We start from the raw sequence: 17426 nt of genomic DNA, 5'->3' as shown, positions 1-17426 counted from the left end.
TATGAATACCTGCGCCGTGCCGTCCTGTGCGGGGCGCTGACGCCCGGCGACCGGTTAAGCGAGACGGGGATCGCAAGGCAGTTCGGGGTCAGTCGGCAACCCGTGCGCGAGGCGTTCATTCGCCTGACCGCCGACGGGCTGGCCGAGGTTCGCCCGCAGCGCGGCACCTATATCACCCGGATTTCAATCTCGGCCGTGCTGTCTGCGCGGTTGATCCGCGAGGCCGTGGAAAGCGATCTGGTCCGCATGCTGGCGGGCGATCTGGATCAGCAGGCGCTGATGCAACTGGATCGCGAGATCGGGGAACAGCGGCGGGCGGCGCAGGCAGGGGATACGGATCTGTTCGTCCGGCTGGACGACGGCTTTCACCGGCTGCTTGCGGCGCTGGCCCAGCAAGAGGCCGTCTGGTCCGTGCTTGAGGGGCTGAAATCGCAGATGAACCGGCTGCGCCATATCTCGGTCAGGACATTCGATACCGCGCGTCTGATCGACCAGCACACGGCGATCGTCGAAGGGCTGCGCCAGCGCGACCCCGCGATGGCCGAAGCCGCGATGCGCCTGCATTTGCGCGAGGTTTTGAGGGATTTGCCCGAAATCGCGCAAGGCCGACCCGAACTTTTCGTATCATGAACGATATCATCAACAGGAGGAAAATGATGAAGCTGAATCGCCGTCAATTCACCGCTTTGGCGGGTGCCGCCATGCTTGCCACACCCGCGATCAGGGCCAATGCCGCCGGAATGACGCTGAAACTGGGGCATCTGGGCAATGAAGAGACCAGCTGGCACAAGGCCGGGCTGAAATTCGGGGAAGAGGTCGCCCGCCTGACCGAGGGCCGTGTCGAGGTGCAGGTCTTTCCGAACGAATCGCTTGGCAAGGACATGGACCTGATCAACGGGCTTCAGCTTGGCACAGTGGATTTTTCGCTGACCGGCGAGAATCTTCAGAACTGGGCCCCCTCGGCGGCGCTGCTGGCGGTTCCCTATGCCTACAACTCGCTTGAGATGATGGACGAAGTCGCCTCGGGCGAGATCGGCAAGAATATCGAGGCCGAGATTCTGGCGCGGGTCCAGATCCGTCCCCTGACCTATTTTGCGCGCGGACCGCGCAACCTGACCTCGAACCGCGAGATCGTGACCCCCGACGATCTGCAATCGCTGCGGCTGCGGGTGCCCAATGTGCCGCTGTTCCTGAAAACATGGGAGGCGCTTGGTGCCGCGCCCTCGCCCATGGCCTTCAGCGAGGTGTTCACAGCATTGCAGAACGGCACCATCGACGCGCAGGAAAACCCGCTGTCGCTGATCAATTCGGCCAGCTTCTTCGAGGTGCAGAAATTCGTCAACAAGACCGAACATGTGCGGTCCTGGATCTATCTCAGCGTGTCGGAAATCACCTGGGGCAGGCTGTCCGAGGCCGACCGGCAGGCGGTCTTGGAGGCGGCAGCGACCGCGCAGGGGTTCGAGCGCGAGCTGTTCCTTGCGGATGAACAGGGCCTGACCTCGACCTTGCAGGACAAGGGCATGACCTTCGTGGAAAGCGATACGGCCGCCTTTGCCGCGAAGGCGAAGGATGCGGTTCTGGCCAATGTTGGTGCCGATATCAGGCCAGTGGCCGAACAGCTTTTCGCCCGGCAGGGCTGATCCCTGACACCATCTGCGGCCGGCCCCATGGTCCGGCCGCAATTTGAACCATACGCCGCGCCCGACCGGGCGGCGGCCTGTCAGGGCTTGCCAGCGAGGTGAAACGATGGACATGTTGATAAAATGGGTACGGTTCTGTCTGCGACTGGGTACCGGAGTGTCGTTTTTCGTGCTGATCTGCGCCGTTTCGGTGCAGGTTGTCTGGCGCACATTCATCGGCGGCTCGCCGATCTGGACCGAGGAATTGACCCGCTTTGCGCTGCTGTATCTGGCCGGTTTCGGCACCGGGATGGCACTGCTGACCGGTGATCTGGTCAATGTCGATCTGGTCAGCGAAAGGCTGCCCCCGCGCCTGAGCATGGTCCTGCGGCTGGTCTCGACGCTGCTGATCGTGCTGTTCTGCGCGCTGCTGATCGGTCCGGCATGGCGCTTTACCACGATCGGGGCGATGCAGACCTCATCGGCGATGGGGCTGCCGATGGATTATGTCCATGGCACTGTCCTGCTGCTGCTGGCGGGGTTGGGAATCATGGCGGTCCTGCGCGTGGCCGGAATGCTGACGGGCCGCAGCGACGGCCGCCCCGAAAACCTGATCGGAGAGACCGAATGAGCCTTGCGATTCTTGCCCTTGTCTTTGTTCTGGGGCTGGTCATCGGCATGCCCGTGGCGATCACGCTGGGGCTGTCCTCGGTCGCCTATCTGCTGCTTCAGGGGATGCCGTTGGTCGTCATTCCGCAAAAGATGTATGCGGGTATGGACAGTTTTGTGCTGCTGTGCATTCCGGGTTTCATCCTTGCGGGCAACCTGATGAATGGCGGAGGCATCACCGGGCGGATCATCCGTTTCGCGCAGGCGCTTGTCGGATGGATCCGGGGCGGGCTGGCGCAGACCAATGTTGCCTCATCCATGCTGTTCGGCGGGATCTCGGGGACAGCGGTTGCCGATGCGGCCTCGATCGGGGGGATGATGATCCCCGGCATGAAGAAGGCGGGCTATCCTGCTGATTTCTCGGCGGCCGTTACCGCCGCCTCATCGACAGTAGGGCCGATTATTCCGCCTTCGGTTCCCATGATCATCGTCGGTTCGCTGGCCGGGATCTCGGTCGGCAAGATGTTCATCGCGGGGGCGCTGCCGGGGCTGCTTCTGGGGGGGGCGATGATGGTGACAACCTATGTCATCGCCGTGCGCCGCAATTTTCCGCGTCAGCCCTGGCAGGGCTGGCCGGAACTGGGCGCGGCCTTCCTGGGCGCATTCTGGGCGCTGGCGATGACGGGGCTGATCGTTGGCGGCATGCTGTCAGGCATCGTTACCCCGACTGAAACCGCAGTCGTGGCCTCGATCTATGCGGTTGTGGTGGGGGCATTCATCTATCGCGAATTGCCGCTGGCCCGCGTTCCGGGCATCCTGATCGACAGCGCGGTGTCATCAGCCGGCATTCTTGCGCTTGTCGGAACCGCCAATGTCTTTGGCTGGATTCTGGTCAGCGAGCGTATCCCGCAGATGATCGCCGAAGCGGTGTTGTCCGTCACCGACAACAAGTATCTGGTCATCCTGCTGATCAACATCGTCCTGCTGGTGGTCGGCATGTTCATGGAGACCATCGCCGCGCTGATCATCCTGTTCGTGCCGCTGCTGACGCTGGCTCAGGGCGTCGGGATCGAGCCGCTGCATTTCGCCGTCTTTGCCGTGCTGAACCTGATGATCGGGCTGACCACGCCGCCCGTGGGCGTGTGCATGTTCGTCTGCGCCAATATCGCGCGCCTGCCGCTTGCCCCGGTGATCCGGGCGCTTGTACCCTATCTGATCACCAATATCATCGTGCTGCTGCTGGTTTCCTATATTCCGTGGATCAGCACCTGGCTTCCTTCCTTGATGGGGAACTGACATGACCGACAATCTGGCCTGCCGCCTTTACGCGGCCCGTGACCTGCGTATCGAGACCGGACCCGAGGCCGGGATCGATGCGGATACCGCGCTGATCCGGGTCGCGCGCGGCGGGATTTGCGGGTCTGACCTGCATTACTATCACGATGGCGGTTTTGGTCCCATCCGCGTGCGCGAGCCGATCATCCTTGGCCACGAGGCCGCCGGACTGGTCGAGGCCGCGCCCGAAGGCAGCGGCCTGCGGGTCGGGCAACTGGTCGCGCTTGGCCCGTCGCGGGCCTGTGGCACATGCGAATTCTGTGCTGCGGGACAGCCCCGGCATTGCCTGAACATGCGTTTCAATGGCTCGGCGATGCGGGTACCACATGAACAGGGCTTCTTTCGCAACCACATCGCCCATCCCGTCGCGCAGTGCTTTCCTTTACCCGAGGGCATTCCGGCCGGGGCCGCCGCCGCGGCCGAGCCGCTGGCCGTCTGCCTGCATGCGCTGAACATGGCGCCAGCGCTTGCCGGGCAGCGGGTGCTGATCACCGGTGCCGGGCCGATCGGGGCGATCTGCACGGCGCTGGCGCGGCTGCGCGGCGCGGCAGAAATCATTGTGACTGACGTTCAGGATTTCACCCTGGACGTGGCGCGCAGGATGGGGGCGGACCGCGTGGTCAATGTCGCCGCCAATCCCGACGGGCTGGCTGAATATGCCTCGGGCAAGGGCCGGATCGACGTGGTGCTGGAATGTTCGGCCAATCCCCACGCCATCGCGCAGGCCATCGCGATCACCCGGCCGCAGGGGACCGTGGTGCAGATCGGAGTCGGCGGGACGCTGCCTCTGCCGCTGAACCTGATTGTCAGCAAAGAGCTGCGTTTCGTCGGCACGCATCGTTTCGACGCCGAATTTGCCGAGGCGGTGCGCATGATCGGTACGGGCGGGATAGACCTGTCGCCCATGGTCACACATGTCATCCCCGCCGCCGACGCGGTCCGCGCCTTCGATCTGGCAGGCGATCGGGCGCAGGCAGTCAAGGTCCAGCTTGATTTCACCGGCTGAGACTGCCCGCCACCTGCGGAACCGGGCGGCTGTCGTCTGTCGGCGCTGGTCTGCGGGAATGGCACCACGAAGATCGGATTCGCGCCCGATCCGGGCAATGCCGCGAACCACCCGAATGCCGGTATAGCTGACGGAAGCCGGTTTGATCCTCAAATCGGCGCAGCATCAGCGTAAAATCAAATGGTTATACTGTGCTGGACCTGCCCTGTGCCTGGCCAAGGCTGCTTGCCTTCACGGCTGCAAGCGCCTTGTCGGGCAGGCGTTGCGTGAACGGAAAGGGGGGTGCGGGCCGGGCAAAGCCCGACCCGCGTGCTGCCGCCCGGGCCGGAAGCGCGCTTCGCGCGCCGTCGGTCCTTGAAGCAATGCCAGGCACCTTGCGCGAAACCGGGGCCGAAACCTGCCGCCGCCCGCAGAGCAACGATCCCCGCCAAGGGGAAGATGGCCCGCCGCAGGCCATAGCAGGGGGTCCGGGGGGCGCAGCTCCCCCGGCCACCGCGGGACGCAATCCATCCGGCGGTGACGTCACACCGGGGCTTCCCGCAACGCAGGGCAGGGCCGTATTCAGCCCGTGCCGCCCCGGTGCACGCCCTGTGCAGCGCCAAACGCGGCATTTTCCGCACATTCCTCATCATTCATGCAGCGAGCGGCGAAGCCCGGTCTTTGCGGCGGGAATGCCGGGCGTTGGTGGCGGCAAGGCCTTTCCGGAAGTCGGCCACAGCGGGGAACGTGATCGCCGGAACCCTGTGCAAAACAAGTAGTTGACGGCCTTTTGAATACCTGTCAGACAGCTTTTAATAGAATCGCGTGCAAAAATGACGAATCCATCCGCCGAAAAGCCAGATCATGTCCATCAGGTTCTTGGTGCCATGACGCATCATATCCGCGCCAACGCGCTGATGCCCGGCGACCGCCTGCCAAGCGAGACCGCCCTGGCCCGGAATTTCGGCGTGTCACGCAGCGTTGTCCGCGAGGCTCTGCGCGCGCTGGCCGCGATCCGGGTGGTTGAACTGCATGTGGGCAAGCGCGCCACCATCGCCCAGCTTGACCATTCGCCCATCTCGATGCTGGTCGAGCATGGCGTGCAGACCGAACAGATCAGCGTGCAGCATGTCTATGATGTCCGCCGCGCCATCGAGATTCGCATCGTCGCGCTGGCGGCCATGCGGCGGCGCGAGGCGCAGGCCAGCCATATCCGCCAGATCGCGCGCGACATGCGCGCCGCGCTGACCATGCCCGAACGGCTGATGGAACTGGACATCGCCTTTCACGCCGCCATCGCCGAGGCTTGCGGCAATCCGGTCTTTCTGCTGCTGATCGGGGCCTTTGGCGGTGTCACCCGCCAGACCTGGCCGGTGGGCTGGCGTTCCCGGACCACGGCGGAATCACGGGAAACCATGCTGAGCGTCCATGAAAAGATCGCCGAGGCCATCGCCGACGGCGATCCGGTCGCGGCGACGCATCTGATGGAGGCTCATTTCGACGAAAGTGTCAGGGCCCTTTTGAACGGCGGGATGCTGTAATGAAGATCACATCAATCGAAACCGTGCGTATCGCAGAACGGCCCAACCTGATCTGGGTTCTTGTCCATACCGATGAGGGGCTGACAGGACTGGGCGAAAGCTTTTACGGCGCGGCTGCGGTCGAGGCGCATGTCCATGAATGGATCGCGCCGCGCGTCATCGGCCAGAACCCGTTGCAGATTGACCGGCTTGCCGCCGAACTGACGGGGTATCTGGGTTTCCGGTCCTCGGGTGCCGAGATGCGCGGAAATTCCGCCTTTGACATCGCGCTGTGGGATCTGTTCGGCAAGGCGACCGGCCAGCCCGTCGCGCAATTGCTGGGCGGGTTCACGCGTGATGCGATCCGCACCTATAATACCTGCGCCGGCTCGGAATATGTCAAGAAAACCACCGGCCAGAACGTCGCCAACTATGCGCTGGACGACGACAATTGCGGCTATGACGATCTGAACGGCTTTCTTCACCGTGCCGACGAGCTTGCACTTTCGCTGCTGGAAGAAGGCATCACCGCGATGAAGATCTGGCCCTTCGACATCGCCGCCGAAAAATCGCGCGGGCAATATATTTCATCGACCGACCTGAAGGCCGCGCTGAACCCGGTCGAGAAAATCCGCGCCGCCGTCGGCGACCGGATGGATGTCATGATCGAATTTCATGGCATGTGGCAGCTTTTGCCGGCGATGCAAATCGCACGTGCGTTGCAGCCCTATGACACGTTCTGGCACGAAGATCCGATCAAGATGGACAGCCTGTCCAGCCTGCGCCGCTATGCCGAGGCGTCGGTCGCGCCGATTTCCGCGTCGGAAACGCTGGCGACGCGATGGGGGTTTCGCGACCTTCTGGAAACCGGGGCGGCGGGTATCGTGATGCTGGACATAAGCTGGTGCGGGGGCCTGTCAGAGGCGCGCAAGATTGCCGCCATGGCCGAGGCCTGGCATCTGCCCGTCGCGCCGCATGACTGCACCGGCCCCGTGGTGCTGGCCGCTTCGACTCATCTGTCGCTGAACGCGCCGAACGCGCTGGTGCAGGAAAGCGTGCGCGCCTTTTACCGCACCTGGTATCGCGATCTGGTGACGACCCTGCCCGAGGTGAAGGACGGGATGATCACCGTTCCGCCGGGGCCGGGCCTGGGAACGGAGCTGAACCCCGATCTTGACCGGATTTTCACGACCACGCGACAGCGGAGCAATTGACCCGCGGCACAACAGGCAATCAAGGGAGGAAATCATGAAACTTGCACGAAAACTGGCCATGTCGGCGGCGCTGGCCGTGGCGACGGGCGGCACGGCGATGGCGCAGGACGGGCTGAGCATCGTGTTCACGCATCATTCGTCATCGTCCAACACCTTCTGGCAGGCGGTGAAAAAGGGCTATGACGACGCCTGTGCCCGTGTCGGGGCCGATTGCCAGATGGTTTTTACCCAGACCGAAGGATCGATCGAACAGCAGCTTGCGAATATGGAGGCCGCGCTGGCCCGTCAACCCGACGCGTTGATCACCTCGATTGTCGATAACGACGCGTTCGACGATGTGATCCAGCGGGCGGTGGATAACGGTGTGATCGTCATCGCTGCGAATGTGGACGATCTGGAAGGCGCGAAAGGCAACGCGAGGGCGGCGTTTATCGGGCAGGGCTTCCGTCCGGCGGGCCATGCGCTTGGTCAGGCCATTTCCGGACATTTCCCCGCCGAAGGCCCGATTCACGTGCTGGTCGGCATTTCCGCCCCCGGCCAGAACTGGTCCGAACAGCGCGGCGGCGGCGTGATGGATTTCCTTGAGGAATACAAGGCCGCCAATCCCGACCGCGAGATCACATTCGAACGGATCGACAGCGGCACCGATATGGCCGTCACCGCCGACCGCGTGGGTGCCTACCTGTCAGCCCATCCCGAAACCACGGCCTATTTCGACACCGGCCTGTGGCATTCCGCAGTTGCGCAGGTTCTGAAGGATCGCGGGATCGAGCCGGGCAAGGTTCTGCTTGGCGGCTTCGACCTGGTCCCCGATGTGATCGATCGGATGCGCGACGGCTACATCCAGGCCGAGGTGGATCAGCAGCCCTATATGCAGGGGTTCATGCCGGTAATGTCGGTCTATCTGGCCAAGACGGTCGGACTGGCACCTGCGGATATAGATACCGGGCAGGGTATCGCGACACCCGCAGATGCCGAGGAAATCGCGGAACTGTCCGCGAAAGGGCTTCGCTGAGTTTCCTGTGGCCGGGATCCCCGGATCCCGGCCCGCTATTGGGTCAACACGAATGAAACGTTTTCTCAAGATTGCGTTCCAGAAGCCCGAGCTTGCCGCTGGCCTGCTGCTTCTGGTGCTTGTGATCGTCTTTCAGATCCGCTCGAACGGGGTGTTTCTGGGCCCCGACAACCTGCGCGGTATTCTGGGGCTGCTGCCCGAAATGGGGCTTGTCGCCGTCGGCGTCACCCTGCTGATGATCAGCGGCGAGTTCGACCTGTCGGTCGGGTCGGTCTTTGCGCTGACGCCGATGGTGCTGGTGGTGCTGATGGGGGCGGGGTTTCCCTTTGCGCTGGCCTTTGCCGCCGCGCTGCTGGTCGCAATGGCGGTCGGGCTGGCGAATGGCTGGCTGACCATCACCTTCAACATTCCCAGCTTTATCACCACGCTTGGCATGATGTTCATGGCGCGGTCGCTGACGGTGGTGATCTCGGGCGGGTTTCCTCCGCGCCTGAGCCGCGACGCGATGCCGGATGAATGGTTTGTCAGCTTTGTTGGACCGGGGCAGATTTTCCGCATGTCGTTCATCTGGTTCGTGGTGATAGCGGTGCTGGTGTCGCTGTTGCTGTCGAAAACCAATTTCGGCAACTGGGTCCGCGCCACCGGCGGCTTTCTTCCGGCGGCAAAGGCGATGGGGATTCCGACCACAAGGGTCAAGATCATCTGCTTCATCATCAGCGCGGTCCTGGCCGGGCTGGCCGGGATCATTCAGGTGATGCGGCTGGGATCGGCCCTGCCATCCATCGGCGAGGGGCTGGAATTGCAGGCCGTCGCGGCGGCCGTTATCGGCGGCACCTCTTTGACTGGCGGGGTCGGCACGATACTTGGCGGCATTCTGGGCGTGTTGCTGATCCGGGCGATCGACAATGGCATGGTGCTAAGCCGCGTTGACAGCAACTGGTTCAAATTCGCGGTCGGCGCGCTGACCATCCTTGCGGTCGTCGGCAATGCCTGGATGCGCAGCAAGGCCCGCGCCATCAAGATCGTGACCGACACATCCAAAGGAAAGCGCAATGGCTGATCCTGTCATCTCGGTGCGCAACCTGCACAAATGGTATTCGGGCGTTCATGCGCTGCGCGGTGTCTCGCTGGATTTCGAACGGAACGAGACGGTGGGCCTCGTGGGCGATAACGGTGCCGGAAAATCGACGCTGATCAATATCCTGTCGGGCCTGCATCAGCAGGACGAGGGCGATATTCTGGTCGATGGCGCGCCGGTTGCGATCACCAATCCCCGCGATGCGATGGCCCTGGGGATCGAAACGATCTATCAGTACAACTCGATGGTGCCGCTGATGAGCATCGCGCGCAACATGTTCATCGGGCGCGAACCCCTGAAATTCAGGCTGGGGCCGCTTGGCATTCTGGATGAGAAACGCATGCGCGAGGAAAGCGTGCGCGCCATCGCCGATGTCGATCTGCACCTGCGTTCGCCCGATGCCGCCGTCGGCGAATTGTCCGGCGGACAGCGGCAGGGCGTCGCCATCGCGCGGGCCATGCATTTCAAGTCCAAGGTGATGATTCTGGATGAGCCGACGAACCACCTGTCGGTCAAGGAAACCGACAAGGTGATCGGCTTTACCCGGTCTCTGCGCGATCAGGGCGTGACGGGCATCTTTATCAGCCACAACATGCACCATGTCTTTGCCTGCTGCGACCGGATCGTCGCGATGGCCCTGGGCGAGGTCGTGCTGGACAAGCCCATCGAGGAAACCTCGATTGAAGAAGTCCACGACATTCTGTGAAGGAGGCCACCATGCCCGTACTTTCGGGAAAGACCGCGCTGATCACCGGTGCCCTGGGCACGATTGGGCGTGCCATGTCCGCGCTGTTTCATGCCGAGGGCGCCAGCGTCGTCGCGCTGGACCGTCCCGACGCGGCGGAACCCGGCACCGCGCTGTCGCCAGGTGCGCACTATGTTGGCTGCGATCTGAATGCCCTGACCGAGGCCGAGGCGCAAATCCGCGCTCTGTCCGGCGAATTGGGCGGGATCGACATTCTGGTCAACAATGCCGCGCTGATCATCAATCGTCCGTTCGAGGAATTTTCGATCGCCGAATACGAGGATCAGGTCCGCGTCAATTCATCCGCCGCCTTCGCGCTGACCCGTGCATGCTGTCCGCAGATGAAGGCGGCGCGCTCGGGCAAGATCATCAATCTGACCTCGCTGACCCTGAATGGCCGTTGGGACGGCTATGTCCCCTATGTCGCGTCCAAGGGCGCGATGCTGGGGTTGACCAAGGGGCTGGCGCGCGAACTTGGGCCGCACGGGATCAATGTCAACGCCATCGCCCCCGGCGCGGTTGTGTCAGAGGCAGAGGAACGGGTTTTTGGCGACCGGCTGGCCGAATATAACGACTGGGTTCTGGAAAATCAGTGCCTCAAGCAACGGATCTGTCCCGAAGATGTCGCGCGGCTGGCGCTGTTTCTGGCCTCGCCCGCCTCGGATCTGATCACCGGGCAGAATATCGGCATTGACGGTGGCTGGTAGCGGCGTCTTGCTGACCGCCGACCCGGCCCGATGCGAGGTTCTGCCCGGAATGGGCGGCGGTCTGGCGGGGCTGTGGGTCGGCGACAAGCCGGTACTGCGCCCGTGGACGGGCGACAAGCGGGCCGGACCCTTCGATCTGGCGCTGAACATCCTTGCGCCGTTCTCGAACCGCATCGCAGACGGCTTTGACCTGGACGGCCAGCGGATTGCCTTGACGCCGAACCTTCCCGGCGAAAGATACCCTATCCACGGCGACGCCTTTGCGCGCGCCTGGACCGTTGACAACCGCAGCAAGGCCGGCCTCGGGCTGCGGCTTGACGCGGGCAGCTTTGGCCCGTGGCTGTACCGCGCCGATCTGGCGATCACGCTTGCCCCGACCGGATTGCGCCTGTCGCTGAGGCTGCAAAATCTTGCAAAGCGGTCTCTGCCTTATGGAATCGGCTTTCATCCGTGGTTTCCGCGCGATGACAATACGCAGCTTTGCTTTCGGTCGCAGGCAGTCTGGCAAGAGGCCGGGGATCATCTGCCGAAGGGCAGGGCCCCCGTTCCCGCGCCTCGGGACTGGCAGTTCGGCGACTTGCGGGCGCTGCCTTCGGGCTGGATCAACAATGCCTTTGTCGGCTGGGACGGCAAGGCGGTCATCCGGCAGGGCGAGGATGCGGTGTCGGCGCGGCTGACCGCCTTGGCTCCGCTGGACTGCGCGATTGTTTATTCGCCATCTGCCCGCGCGGATTTCTTTTGCTTCGAACCCGTTTCGCATCCGCCCGACGCGGTCAACCTTCCCGGCCAGCCGGGTCTGGTCATGCTGCCGCCGTCGAGCCACCTTTCCGCCAGCATGTCGCTGACATGGGCGGAATGACCGGGTAGCCAAGGATCGCCGGATACCGGGCAGAGTCAAGGATGCCAATGCGCCGGTGTTTGCGGGGCCTCGCCCTGAATCCGCGGCGTGCATCGGCATTGCGTTGCTGACGGGGGTGCGAAGCCATTGCCATTTGCCGCATGGGAAGGGATCATTTTTCCTGACGCTGCCCCGGCAGCGGCACGGGCGGAAATAAACGCCCGGATTTGCGCCCATCCGCGCCGGGAAGCGGGCCAGTGTCGCGGGACAGGAAAGGATGCAGCCATGTTCGATCTGCCTGAACCCGCCACGCATTACGCCGCAGGGCTGGCGCGTGATCCGTCCTGTGAGGCGCGCGCCCGGTCCGGCGCTGGTCCGAGGGCGATCTGCGCGCCCTCGACCGTGCGACGTGCCGTTCAGCGCCATTTCGGGCAAAGCTTTCTTCAGATGGTGCGGGCCGCGCGACTGAAGGGCGGGCTGCGATCCCTGACGAAAGGAACTGCGATGATTGAGGCACAACCGGATGCAGGTTTCGATTCAGCCTTGGGGTTTCGGACCGCCTTTGCGCGGCTGTTCGGCCATGCGCCGCACCGGATGCGCGGCGGGGCCGATCTGCGCGCGGACTGGATAGACACGCCCCTGGGCGGGATGATCGCCATTGCCGATGACCACGCGCTGCATCTGCTGGAGTTCATTGACCGCAAGGCCCTGCCGCAGGGTCTGCGCAAGCTGTCGGGCTTTGTCGGCGGGCGGATCGGACTGGGCCGCAGTGCCGTTACCGATCTGACCGAATCCGAACTGGATGCCTATTTTGCCGGGCATCAGCCGCGCTTTACCATTCCCGTTCAATTGCATGGAACTGACTTCCAGAAACGGGTCTGGCAGCAGCTATGCACCATTCCGGCAGGTGAGACGCGCAGCTATGCCCAGCTTGCCGCCGCCATGGGCCAGCCCACCGCTACCCGCGCCGTCGCCCGCGCCAATGCCACCAACCGCATCGCGCTGGTCGTGCCCTGTCACCGGGTGATCGGGGCCGATGGCAGCCTGACCGGCTATGCCGGAGGGCTATGGCGCAAGGAAAAGCTGATCGAGGCCGAACATGCCTATGGCTGACGCCTTTCGCGACCTGCACCGCGCCGGCCGACCGCTGATCCTGTACAATATCTGGGATGCCGGATCGGCGGCGGCGGTGGCGCGGGCCGGGGCGGTTGCGCTGGCCACGGGCAGCGCCTCTGTCGCGGGCGCATTGGGATACCCGGACGGGCAGGCCGTGCCGTTGGACCTGCTTGTGACGGTGATCACCCGGATCCGCGCGGTATCGAACCTGCCGCTAAGTGTCGATTTCGAGGCCGGATATGCCGGTGATGCTGCGGGGGTGGCACAGAATGCTGCGCTGCTGGCCAAAGCGGGTGTGACCGGGATAAACCTCGAAGACGGCATTCCGCCGGAAAACGGCATTCGTTCGATGGCAGGGCATGCCGCACGGATTGCCGCGATCCGAAAGGCGACGCCGCTGTTCGTGAACGCGCGGACCGATCTGTTCCTGCAATCGCCCGTGGCCGATCATGCCGCCCTGCTGCCGCAGGCGTTGCAGCGGGCGGCGGCCTATGAGCGGGCAGGGGCGGGCTGTTTCTTTGCTCCGGGGCTGGTGGATCCGGCGCTGATCGCGCGGCTTTGCAGCGAATGTCCCTTGCCGGTCAATATCATGGCTTCTGCCGCCGCCCCTTCGCTCGGGCGGCTTGCCGCGCTGAACGTGGCGCGCATCAGCTTTGGTCCGTTTCCCTGGCGCGAGGCGATGGAGGCTTTGACGCAGGCCGCTGCGCGATGCGTCATACCCGACGGTCCCGGCGAATGATCGTTCCCTGAGGCCGGAAGCGGCCCAATGGCCGCCCGGCCTTATTGACCCGTGCCGCCGTCATGCAGGTGGCAGGCGACCGCGCTGCCCGAGAGGGCGGGGATCAGGCGGGGCGTTTCCACCTTGCAGCGTGGACCGGCCAGCGGGCAGCGTGGATGAAAGGCGCAGCCCGAGGGCGGGTTCAGCGGCGACGGGATCTCGCCCTTGATGGGGTGGAACTGCGCGCGGCCCGTTCCAAGCGTCGGGATCGAATCGAACAGCGCCCGTGTATAGGGGTGACGGGGATTGTCATACAGTTCCCTTGCGCCCGCCAGTTCGACCATCCGGCCCAGATACATGATGGCCACCCGGTCGCAGACATGGCGCACGACCGAAAGATCGTGGCTGATGAACAGCGCGGTCAACCCCAGATCGCGGCGCAGATCGGTGAACAGGTTCAGCACCTGCGCCTGAATCGACACATCCAGCGAGGCGACCGCCTCGTCAAGGACCAGCAGGTCGGGCTGCATTGCAAGCGCGCGGGCAATGGCGATGCGCTGGCGCTGGCCGCCGGAAAACTGATGCGGGAAACGGTCGGCATAGCCGGCCTCAAGCCCGACCTGTTCCAGCAATTCGCCGGTCCGGCGGCGCATTTCCGGCCCCGAGGCGATGCCGTTCACGCGCGGCCCCTCGGCGATGGTTTCGCCGACCTTCATGCGCGGGTTCAGGCTGGCAAAGGGATCCTGATGGATCATCTGCACGCGGGTGGTCAGCTTTTCGGTCGCCCCGCCGCGTTCGCGCGCGACGGGCGCGCCGTCCAGCAGCACCTCGCCCCCGGTCGGCCCATAGACCCCGGCCACGATCCGCCCCAGCGTCGATTTCCCGCAGCCCGATTCGCCCACGATCCCCAGAACCTGGCCGCGCGGAACCGTCAGGTCGATACCGGTCAGCGCATGGACCACCGCCCCGGCCCTTGTGCCCGTCAGCCGGGCGATGCCACGTTCGATCAGCCCCGCCGGTTGCGCAAACCGTTTCGAGACGTTGCGGATTTCCAGAAGCGGCGCGGTCATGTGGTCTCCAGCGGGTAATGGCAGCGGACCTGCCTTGCGCCGTCGCCGGATGAGGGCGGCGGGGTCACGCACAGATCCGTCGCGCGGGCGCAGCGGGTGCGAAAGGCGCAGCCCGAGGGCAGATGCGCAAGCTGCGGGGTCGATCCGGGAATCTGCGGCAGCTTCTGCCCCGGTTCATGCAGGCCGGGCACCGACTGGATCAGGCCTTGCGTATAGGGGTGGCGGGGGCGGGCGATGACATCGGGCGCGGGGCCGGTCTCGACGATCCGGCCCGCATACATGACGCTGACGTCATCGGCCAGCGAGGACACGACAGCCAGATCATGCGTGACCCAGACGATCGCGGTGCCGGTCTCATCGGCCAGCCTGCGCACCTCGGCCAGAATCTGCCCCTGGATCGAGACATCCAGCGCGGTCGTGGGTTCGTCCGCGATGATGACCGAGGGGCGGTGCAGCAGCGCCGTCGCAATCGCAACCCGCTGGCGCATTCCGCCCGACAACTGATGCGGATAGGCCCGCAGCCGTTCCGCCGGGGCGGGGATGCCGACGATCTCCAGCGCCTGACGGGCGCGATCCCATGCGGCGGGTTTCGACATGCTTTCATGGACCCGCACCGCCATGGCCATCTGGTCGCCGACCCGCAGGACCGGGTTCAGCGTCATCATCGGATCCTGAAACACCATCGCAACCCTGCGCCCGCGCATCGCCCGCTGCGCCTCGGGGGGCATGGTGCGCATGTCCTCGCCGCCGACCAGCACCGTGCCCGCCACAATCTCGCCCGGCGGGTCGATCAGGCCCATCACCGAAAAGCCCGTCACGCTTTTGCCTGACCCGCTTTCACCGACCAGCCCCAGAATGTGACCGGGCCGCACCGAAAAGCTGACATCGTTTACCGCCGTGACAAAGCCCTTGCGGGTTGCAAAGCGGGTGGTCAGGCCCCTGACCTCAAGTGCGGCGGTCATCGTGACCGCCTTGGGTCAAGCACGGCGCGGACCTGATCGCCCACAAGGTTGATGGCGACGACAGTGATCATCAGGAACAGCCCCGGAAATATCGACAGCCAATAGCGGTCTGTATGGATGTATTTGAATCCGTTTGAAATAAGCGAGCCAAGCGAGGGTTCGGTCAGTGGCACGCCGACGCCCAGAAAGGACAGCGTCGCCTCCAGCGCGATGGCGCTGGCGACCTGCACGGTGGCCACCACGATCAGCGGCGGAAGGACATTGGGCAGCAGATGCCGGAACAGTACGCGGCTGGTGGGCAGGGGGGTGGACCGGGCGGCCTCGATATAGTCCTTGCCGCGTTCCACCGTCGCCGCGCCGTGGGTGGTGCGCGCGAAATAGGCGTATTGCGCCACCACCAGCGCCGCGACGATCTGCATGACGCCCTGACCCAGAACCGCGACCATCACCAGCGCCAGCAGGATCGCGGGCATGGACAGTTGCAGATCGATGATGCGCATCAGCACGGCCTCGGTCCGGCCCCGGAAATAGGCCGCGCTCAGCCCGACGCAGATGCCGATGCTCAGCGCCAGTGTGCCCGCCGTCAGACCGATGACAAAGCTGGTGCGCAGCCCGTAAAAGATCGCCGACAGCATGTCGCGCCCGGCATTGTCGGTGCCAAGCAGGTGGACATATCCGCCCGACCCGACCGTGCCGGGCCGCAGGAACGCATCCAGCCAGTCCAGCGTGGCCATGTCATAAGGATCCTGCGGCGAGACCAGAGGCGCGCCGACGGACACGAACAGCAGCACCGCGATCACCGCCAGCGAGATGACGGCAACCGGCGACTGGCGGTAATCGGCCCAGAAATTCGCCAGCCTTTGGGCGCGGGTTTCACGCGGGGGGGCGCTTGCCGTATCGCTCATGCCTTGCCCCCTTTCAGGCGAACCCTCGGGTCGAGGCGGGCATAGACAAGATCGACCGTCAGGTTGATGATCACGAACAGGATCACCACCAGCACCAGATAGGCCACCATCACCGGCCGATCCAGTTGCAGGATCGAATCGATGATCAGCTTGCCCACGCCGGGCCAGTTGAACACGCTTTCCGTCACCACAGCAAAGGCCACGGTCGAGCCGAGTTCCAGCCCGAACACCGTCACGATGGGGATCGAGATATTGCGCAGCACATGCCGGAACACGATCTGCCGATCAGGCAGGCCCTGCGCGCGGGCGAATTTGACGTAGTCGGCTGACATCGCCTCTACCATGCCGGCGCGGGTCAGGCGGATCAGCAGACCCATCTTGAACAGCGAAAGGTTGATCGCGGGCAGGATCACATGGCTCCAGCCGTTCAGCGTGGCCAGCGATGTGTCGATGCCCAGAAAGCTGCCGACCTGCCCGCGCCCGCCCGATGGCAGCCAGCCAAGCTGGACGGCAAAGGTCATGATCAGCAGCATGCCTATCCAGAAGGTCGGCACCGAAAATCCCAGGACGGACAGCGCCATGATCGCCTTTGCGCCCGCGCTGCCAGGGCGGTATCCGGCATAGATACCCGCCGGGATGCCGATACATGTTGCGATGGTCACGGCGACCAGCACCAGTTCCAGCGTGGCAGGCAGGCGCGAAAAGACCAGATCCGTGACCGGGATGTTATAGACCATCGAATTGCCCATATCGCCGCGCGCCACGCCTGACACAAATGTCAGGTATTGCCGCCACAGGGGCTGGTCCAGCCCGTATTGGCGGATCAGGTTTTCGCGGATTTCGGCGGTGGCGCCAGGGTCGATCAGCACATCGACTGGGTTGCCGATGGCATAGACCCCGACAAAGACGATCACCGACATGGCAAAGACGACGATTGCCGCCTGTACCAGTCTTTGCAGCAGATAGCCGGGCATTCAGGGCTCCGATGGC

The 17426-nt window shown here is 64.2% G+C and carries 18 protein-coding genes; 14 read left to right on the top strand and 4 right to left on the bottom strand.

Features of this window, described 5'->3' with window-relative positions; genetic code table 11:
• The 14 genes from ACK5L9_RS17940 to ACK5L9_RS17875 all read left to right on the top strand — a co-directional run.
• Window positions 1-630 (top strand): GntR family transcriptional regulator (locus ACK5L9_RS17940; protein ID WP_416912822.1); only part of this gene is annotated, 630 nt, incomplete at its 5' end.
• A gap of 23 nt (window positions 631-653) precedes the next feature.
• Window positions 654-1640 (top strand): TRAP transporter substrate-binding protein, encoded by a 987-nt coding sequence (locus tag ACK5L9_RS17935; RefSeq protein ID WP_416912821.1) that lies wholly within the window; start codon window positions 654-656, stop codon window positions 1638-1640.
• Between the two features lie 106 nt (window positions 1641-1746).
• Window positions 1747-2250, top strand: coding sequence for a TRAP transporter small permease (locus ACK5L9_RS17930; protein ID WP_416912820.1), 504 nt, complete (start codon window positions 1747-1749; stop codon window positions 2248-2250).
• Window positions 2247-3524 (top strand): TRAP transporter large permease, encoded by a 1278-nt coding sequence (locus ACK5L9_RS17925; protein WP_416912819.1) that lies wholly within the window; start codon window positions 2247-2249, stop codon window positions 3522-3524. The genes ACK5L9_RS17930 and ACK5L9_RS17925 overlap by 4 nt, the downstream gene beginning before the upstream one ends.
• A 1-nt stretch (window position 3525) precedes the next feature.
• Window positions 3526-4569 carry an L-idonate 5-dehydrogenase gene (locus tag ACK5L9_RS17920; protein ID WP_416912818.1) on the top strand — a complete coding sequence of 348 codons (1044 nt, stop codon included), beginning with the start codon at window positions 3526-3528 and terminating at the stop codon, window positions 4567-4569.
• 812 nt (window positions 4570-5381) lie between these two features.
• A complete protein-coding gene (locus ACK5L9_RS17915) occupies window positions 5382-6089 on the top strand; it encodes a FadR/GntR family transcriptional regulator (protein WP_416912817.1) in 708 nt (235 codons plus the stop codon).
• A complete protein-coding gene (locus ACK5L9_RS17910; RefSeq protein WP_416912816.1) occupies window positions 6089-7282 on the top strand; it encodes a mandelate racemase/muconate lactonizing enzyme family protein in 1194 nt (397 codons plus the stop codon). The genes ACK5L9_RS17915 and ACK5L9_RS17910 overlap by 1 nt, the downstream gene beginning before the upstream one ends.
• A 34-nt stretch (window positions 7283-7316) precedes the next feature.
• Entirely contained in the window at window positions 7317-8297 is a 981-nt protein-coding gene (locus ACK5L9_RS17905) for a sugar ABC transporter substrate-binding protein (protein WP_416912815.1), read from the top strand.
• 52 nt (window positions 8298-8349) lie between these two features.
• Window positions 8350-9357, top strand: a complete 1008-nt coding sequence (locus ACK5L9_RS17900) for an ABC transporter permease (RefSeq protein WP_416912814.1) — start codon at window positions 8350-8352, stop codon at window positions 9355-9357.
• Window positions 9350-10081, top strand: a complete 732-nt coding sequence (locus tag ACK5L9_RS17895; RefSeq protein WP_416912813.1) for an ATP-binding cassette domain-containing protein — start codon at window positions 9350-9352, stop codon at window positions 10079-10081. Before ACK5L9_RS17900 ends, ACK5L9_RS17895 begins: the two co-directional genes overlap by 8 nt.
• A gap of 11 nt (window positions 10082-10092) precedes the next feature.
• Complete coding sequence (locus tag ACK5L9_RS17890; RefSeq protein WP_416912812.1) at window positions 10093-10827, top strand: SDR family oxidoreductase; 735 nt, start codon at window positions 10093-10095, stop codon at window positions 10825-10827.
• The gene (locus tag ACK5L9_RS17885; protein WP_416912823.1) at window positions 10817-11686 is read left to right on the top strand and encodes an aldose 1-epimerase; all 870 of its coding nucleotides are present in this window, start codon (window positions 10817-10819) and stop codon (window positions 11684-11686) included. The genes ACK5L9_RS17890 and ACK5L9_RS17885 overlap by 11 nt, the downstream gene beginning before the upstream one ends.
• Before the next feature lie 264 nt (window positions 11687-11950).
• Entirely contained in the window at window positions 11951-12778 is an 828-nt protein-coding gene (locus ACK5L9_RS17880; protein WP_416912811.1) for a methylated-DNA--[protein]-cysteine S-methyltransferase, read from the top strand.
• Window positions 12765-13520 carry an isocitrate lyase/PEP mutase family protein gene (locus ACK5L9_RS17875; RefSeq protein ID WP_416912810.1) on the top strand — a complete coding sequence of 252 codons (756 nt, stop codon included), beginning with the start codon at window positions 12765-12767 and terminating at the stop codon, window positions 13518-13520. The genes ACK5L9_RS17880 and ACK5L9_RS17875 overlap by 14 nt, the downstream gene beginning before the upstream one ends.
• 41 nt (window positions 13521-13561) lie before the next feature.
• Here the strand turns inward: ACK5L9_RS17875 and ACK5L9_RS17870 are convergent, their stop codons facing one another.
• Genes ACK5L9_RS17870 through ACK5L9_RS17855 form a run of 4 tightly spaced genes read right to left on the bottom strand, consistent with a single transcriptional unit; the run spans window position 13562 to window position 17410 of the window.
• Entirely contained in the window at window positions 13562-14569 is a 1008-nt protein-coding gene (locus ACK5L9_RS17870) for an ABC transporter ATP-binding protein (protein WP_416912809.1), read from the bottom strand.
• The gene (locus ACK5L9_RS17865; protein ID WP_416912808.1) at window positions 14566-15531 is read right to left on the bottom strand and encodes an ABC transporter ATP-binding protein; all 966 of its coding nucleotides are present in this window, start codon (window positions 15529-15531) and stop codon (window positions 14566-14568) included. Before ACK5L9_RS17865 ends, ACK5L9_RS17870 begins: the two co-directional genes overlap by 4 nt.
• On the bottom strand, window positions 15528-16436 hold the full coding sequence (locus ACK5L9_RS17860; protein ID WP_416912807.1) for an ABC transporter permease: 909 nt from the start codon (window positions 16434-16436) through the stop codon (window positions 15528-15530). The genes ACK5L9_RS17865 and ACK5L9_RS17860 overlap by 4 nt, the downstream gene beginning before the upstream one ends.
• Complete coding sequence (locus ACK5L9_RS17855; protein WP_416912806.1) at window positions 16433-17410, bottom strand: ABC transporter permease; 978 nt, start codon at window positions 17408-17410, stop codon at window positions 16433-16435. The genes ACK5L9_RS17860 and ACK5L9_RS17855 overlap by 4 nt, the downstream gene beginning before the upstream one ends.
• Window positions 17411-17426: the final 16 nt, after the last annotated feature.

The sequence above is a fragment of the Paracoccus sp. (in: a-proteobacteria) genome (assembly GCF_047973135.1).
Taxonomy (GTDB): domain Bacteria; phylum Pseudomonadota; class Alphaproteobacteria; order Rhodobacterales; family Rhodobacteraceae; genus Paracoccus.
The sequence above is the reverse complement of the archived record's forward strand: the minus strand, read 5'-3'. Positions and strand labels throughout refer to the sequence as shown.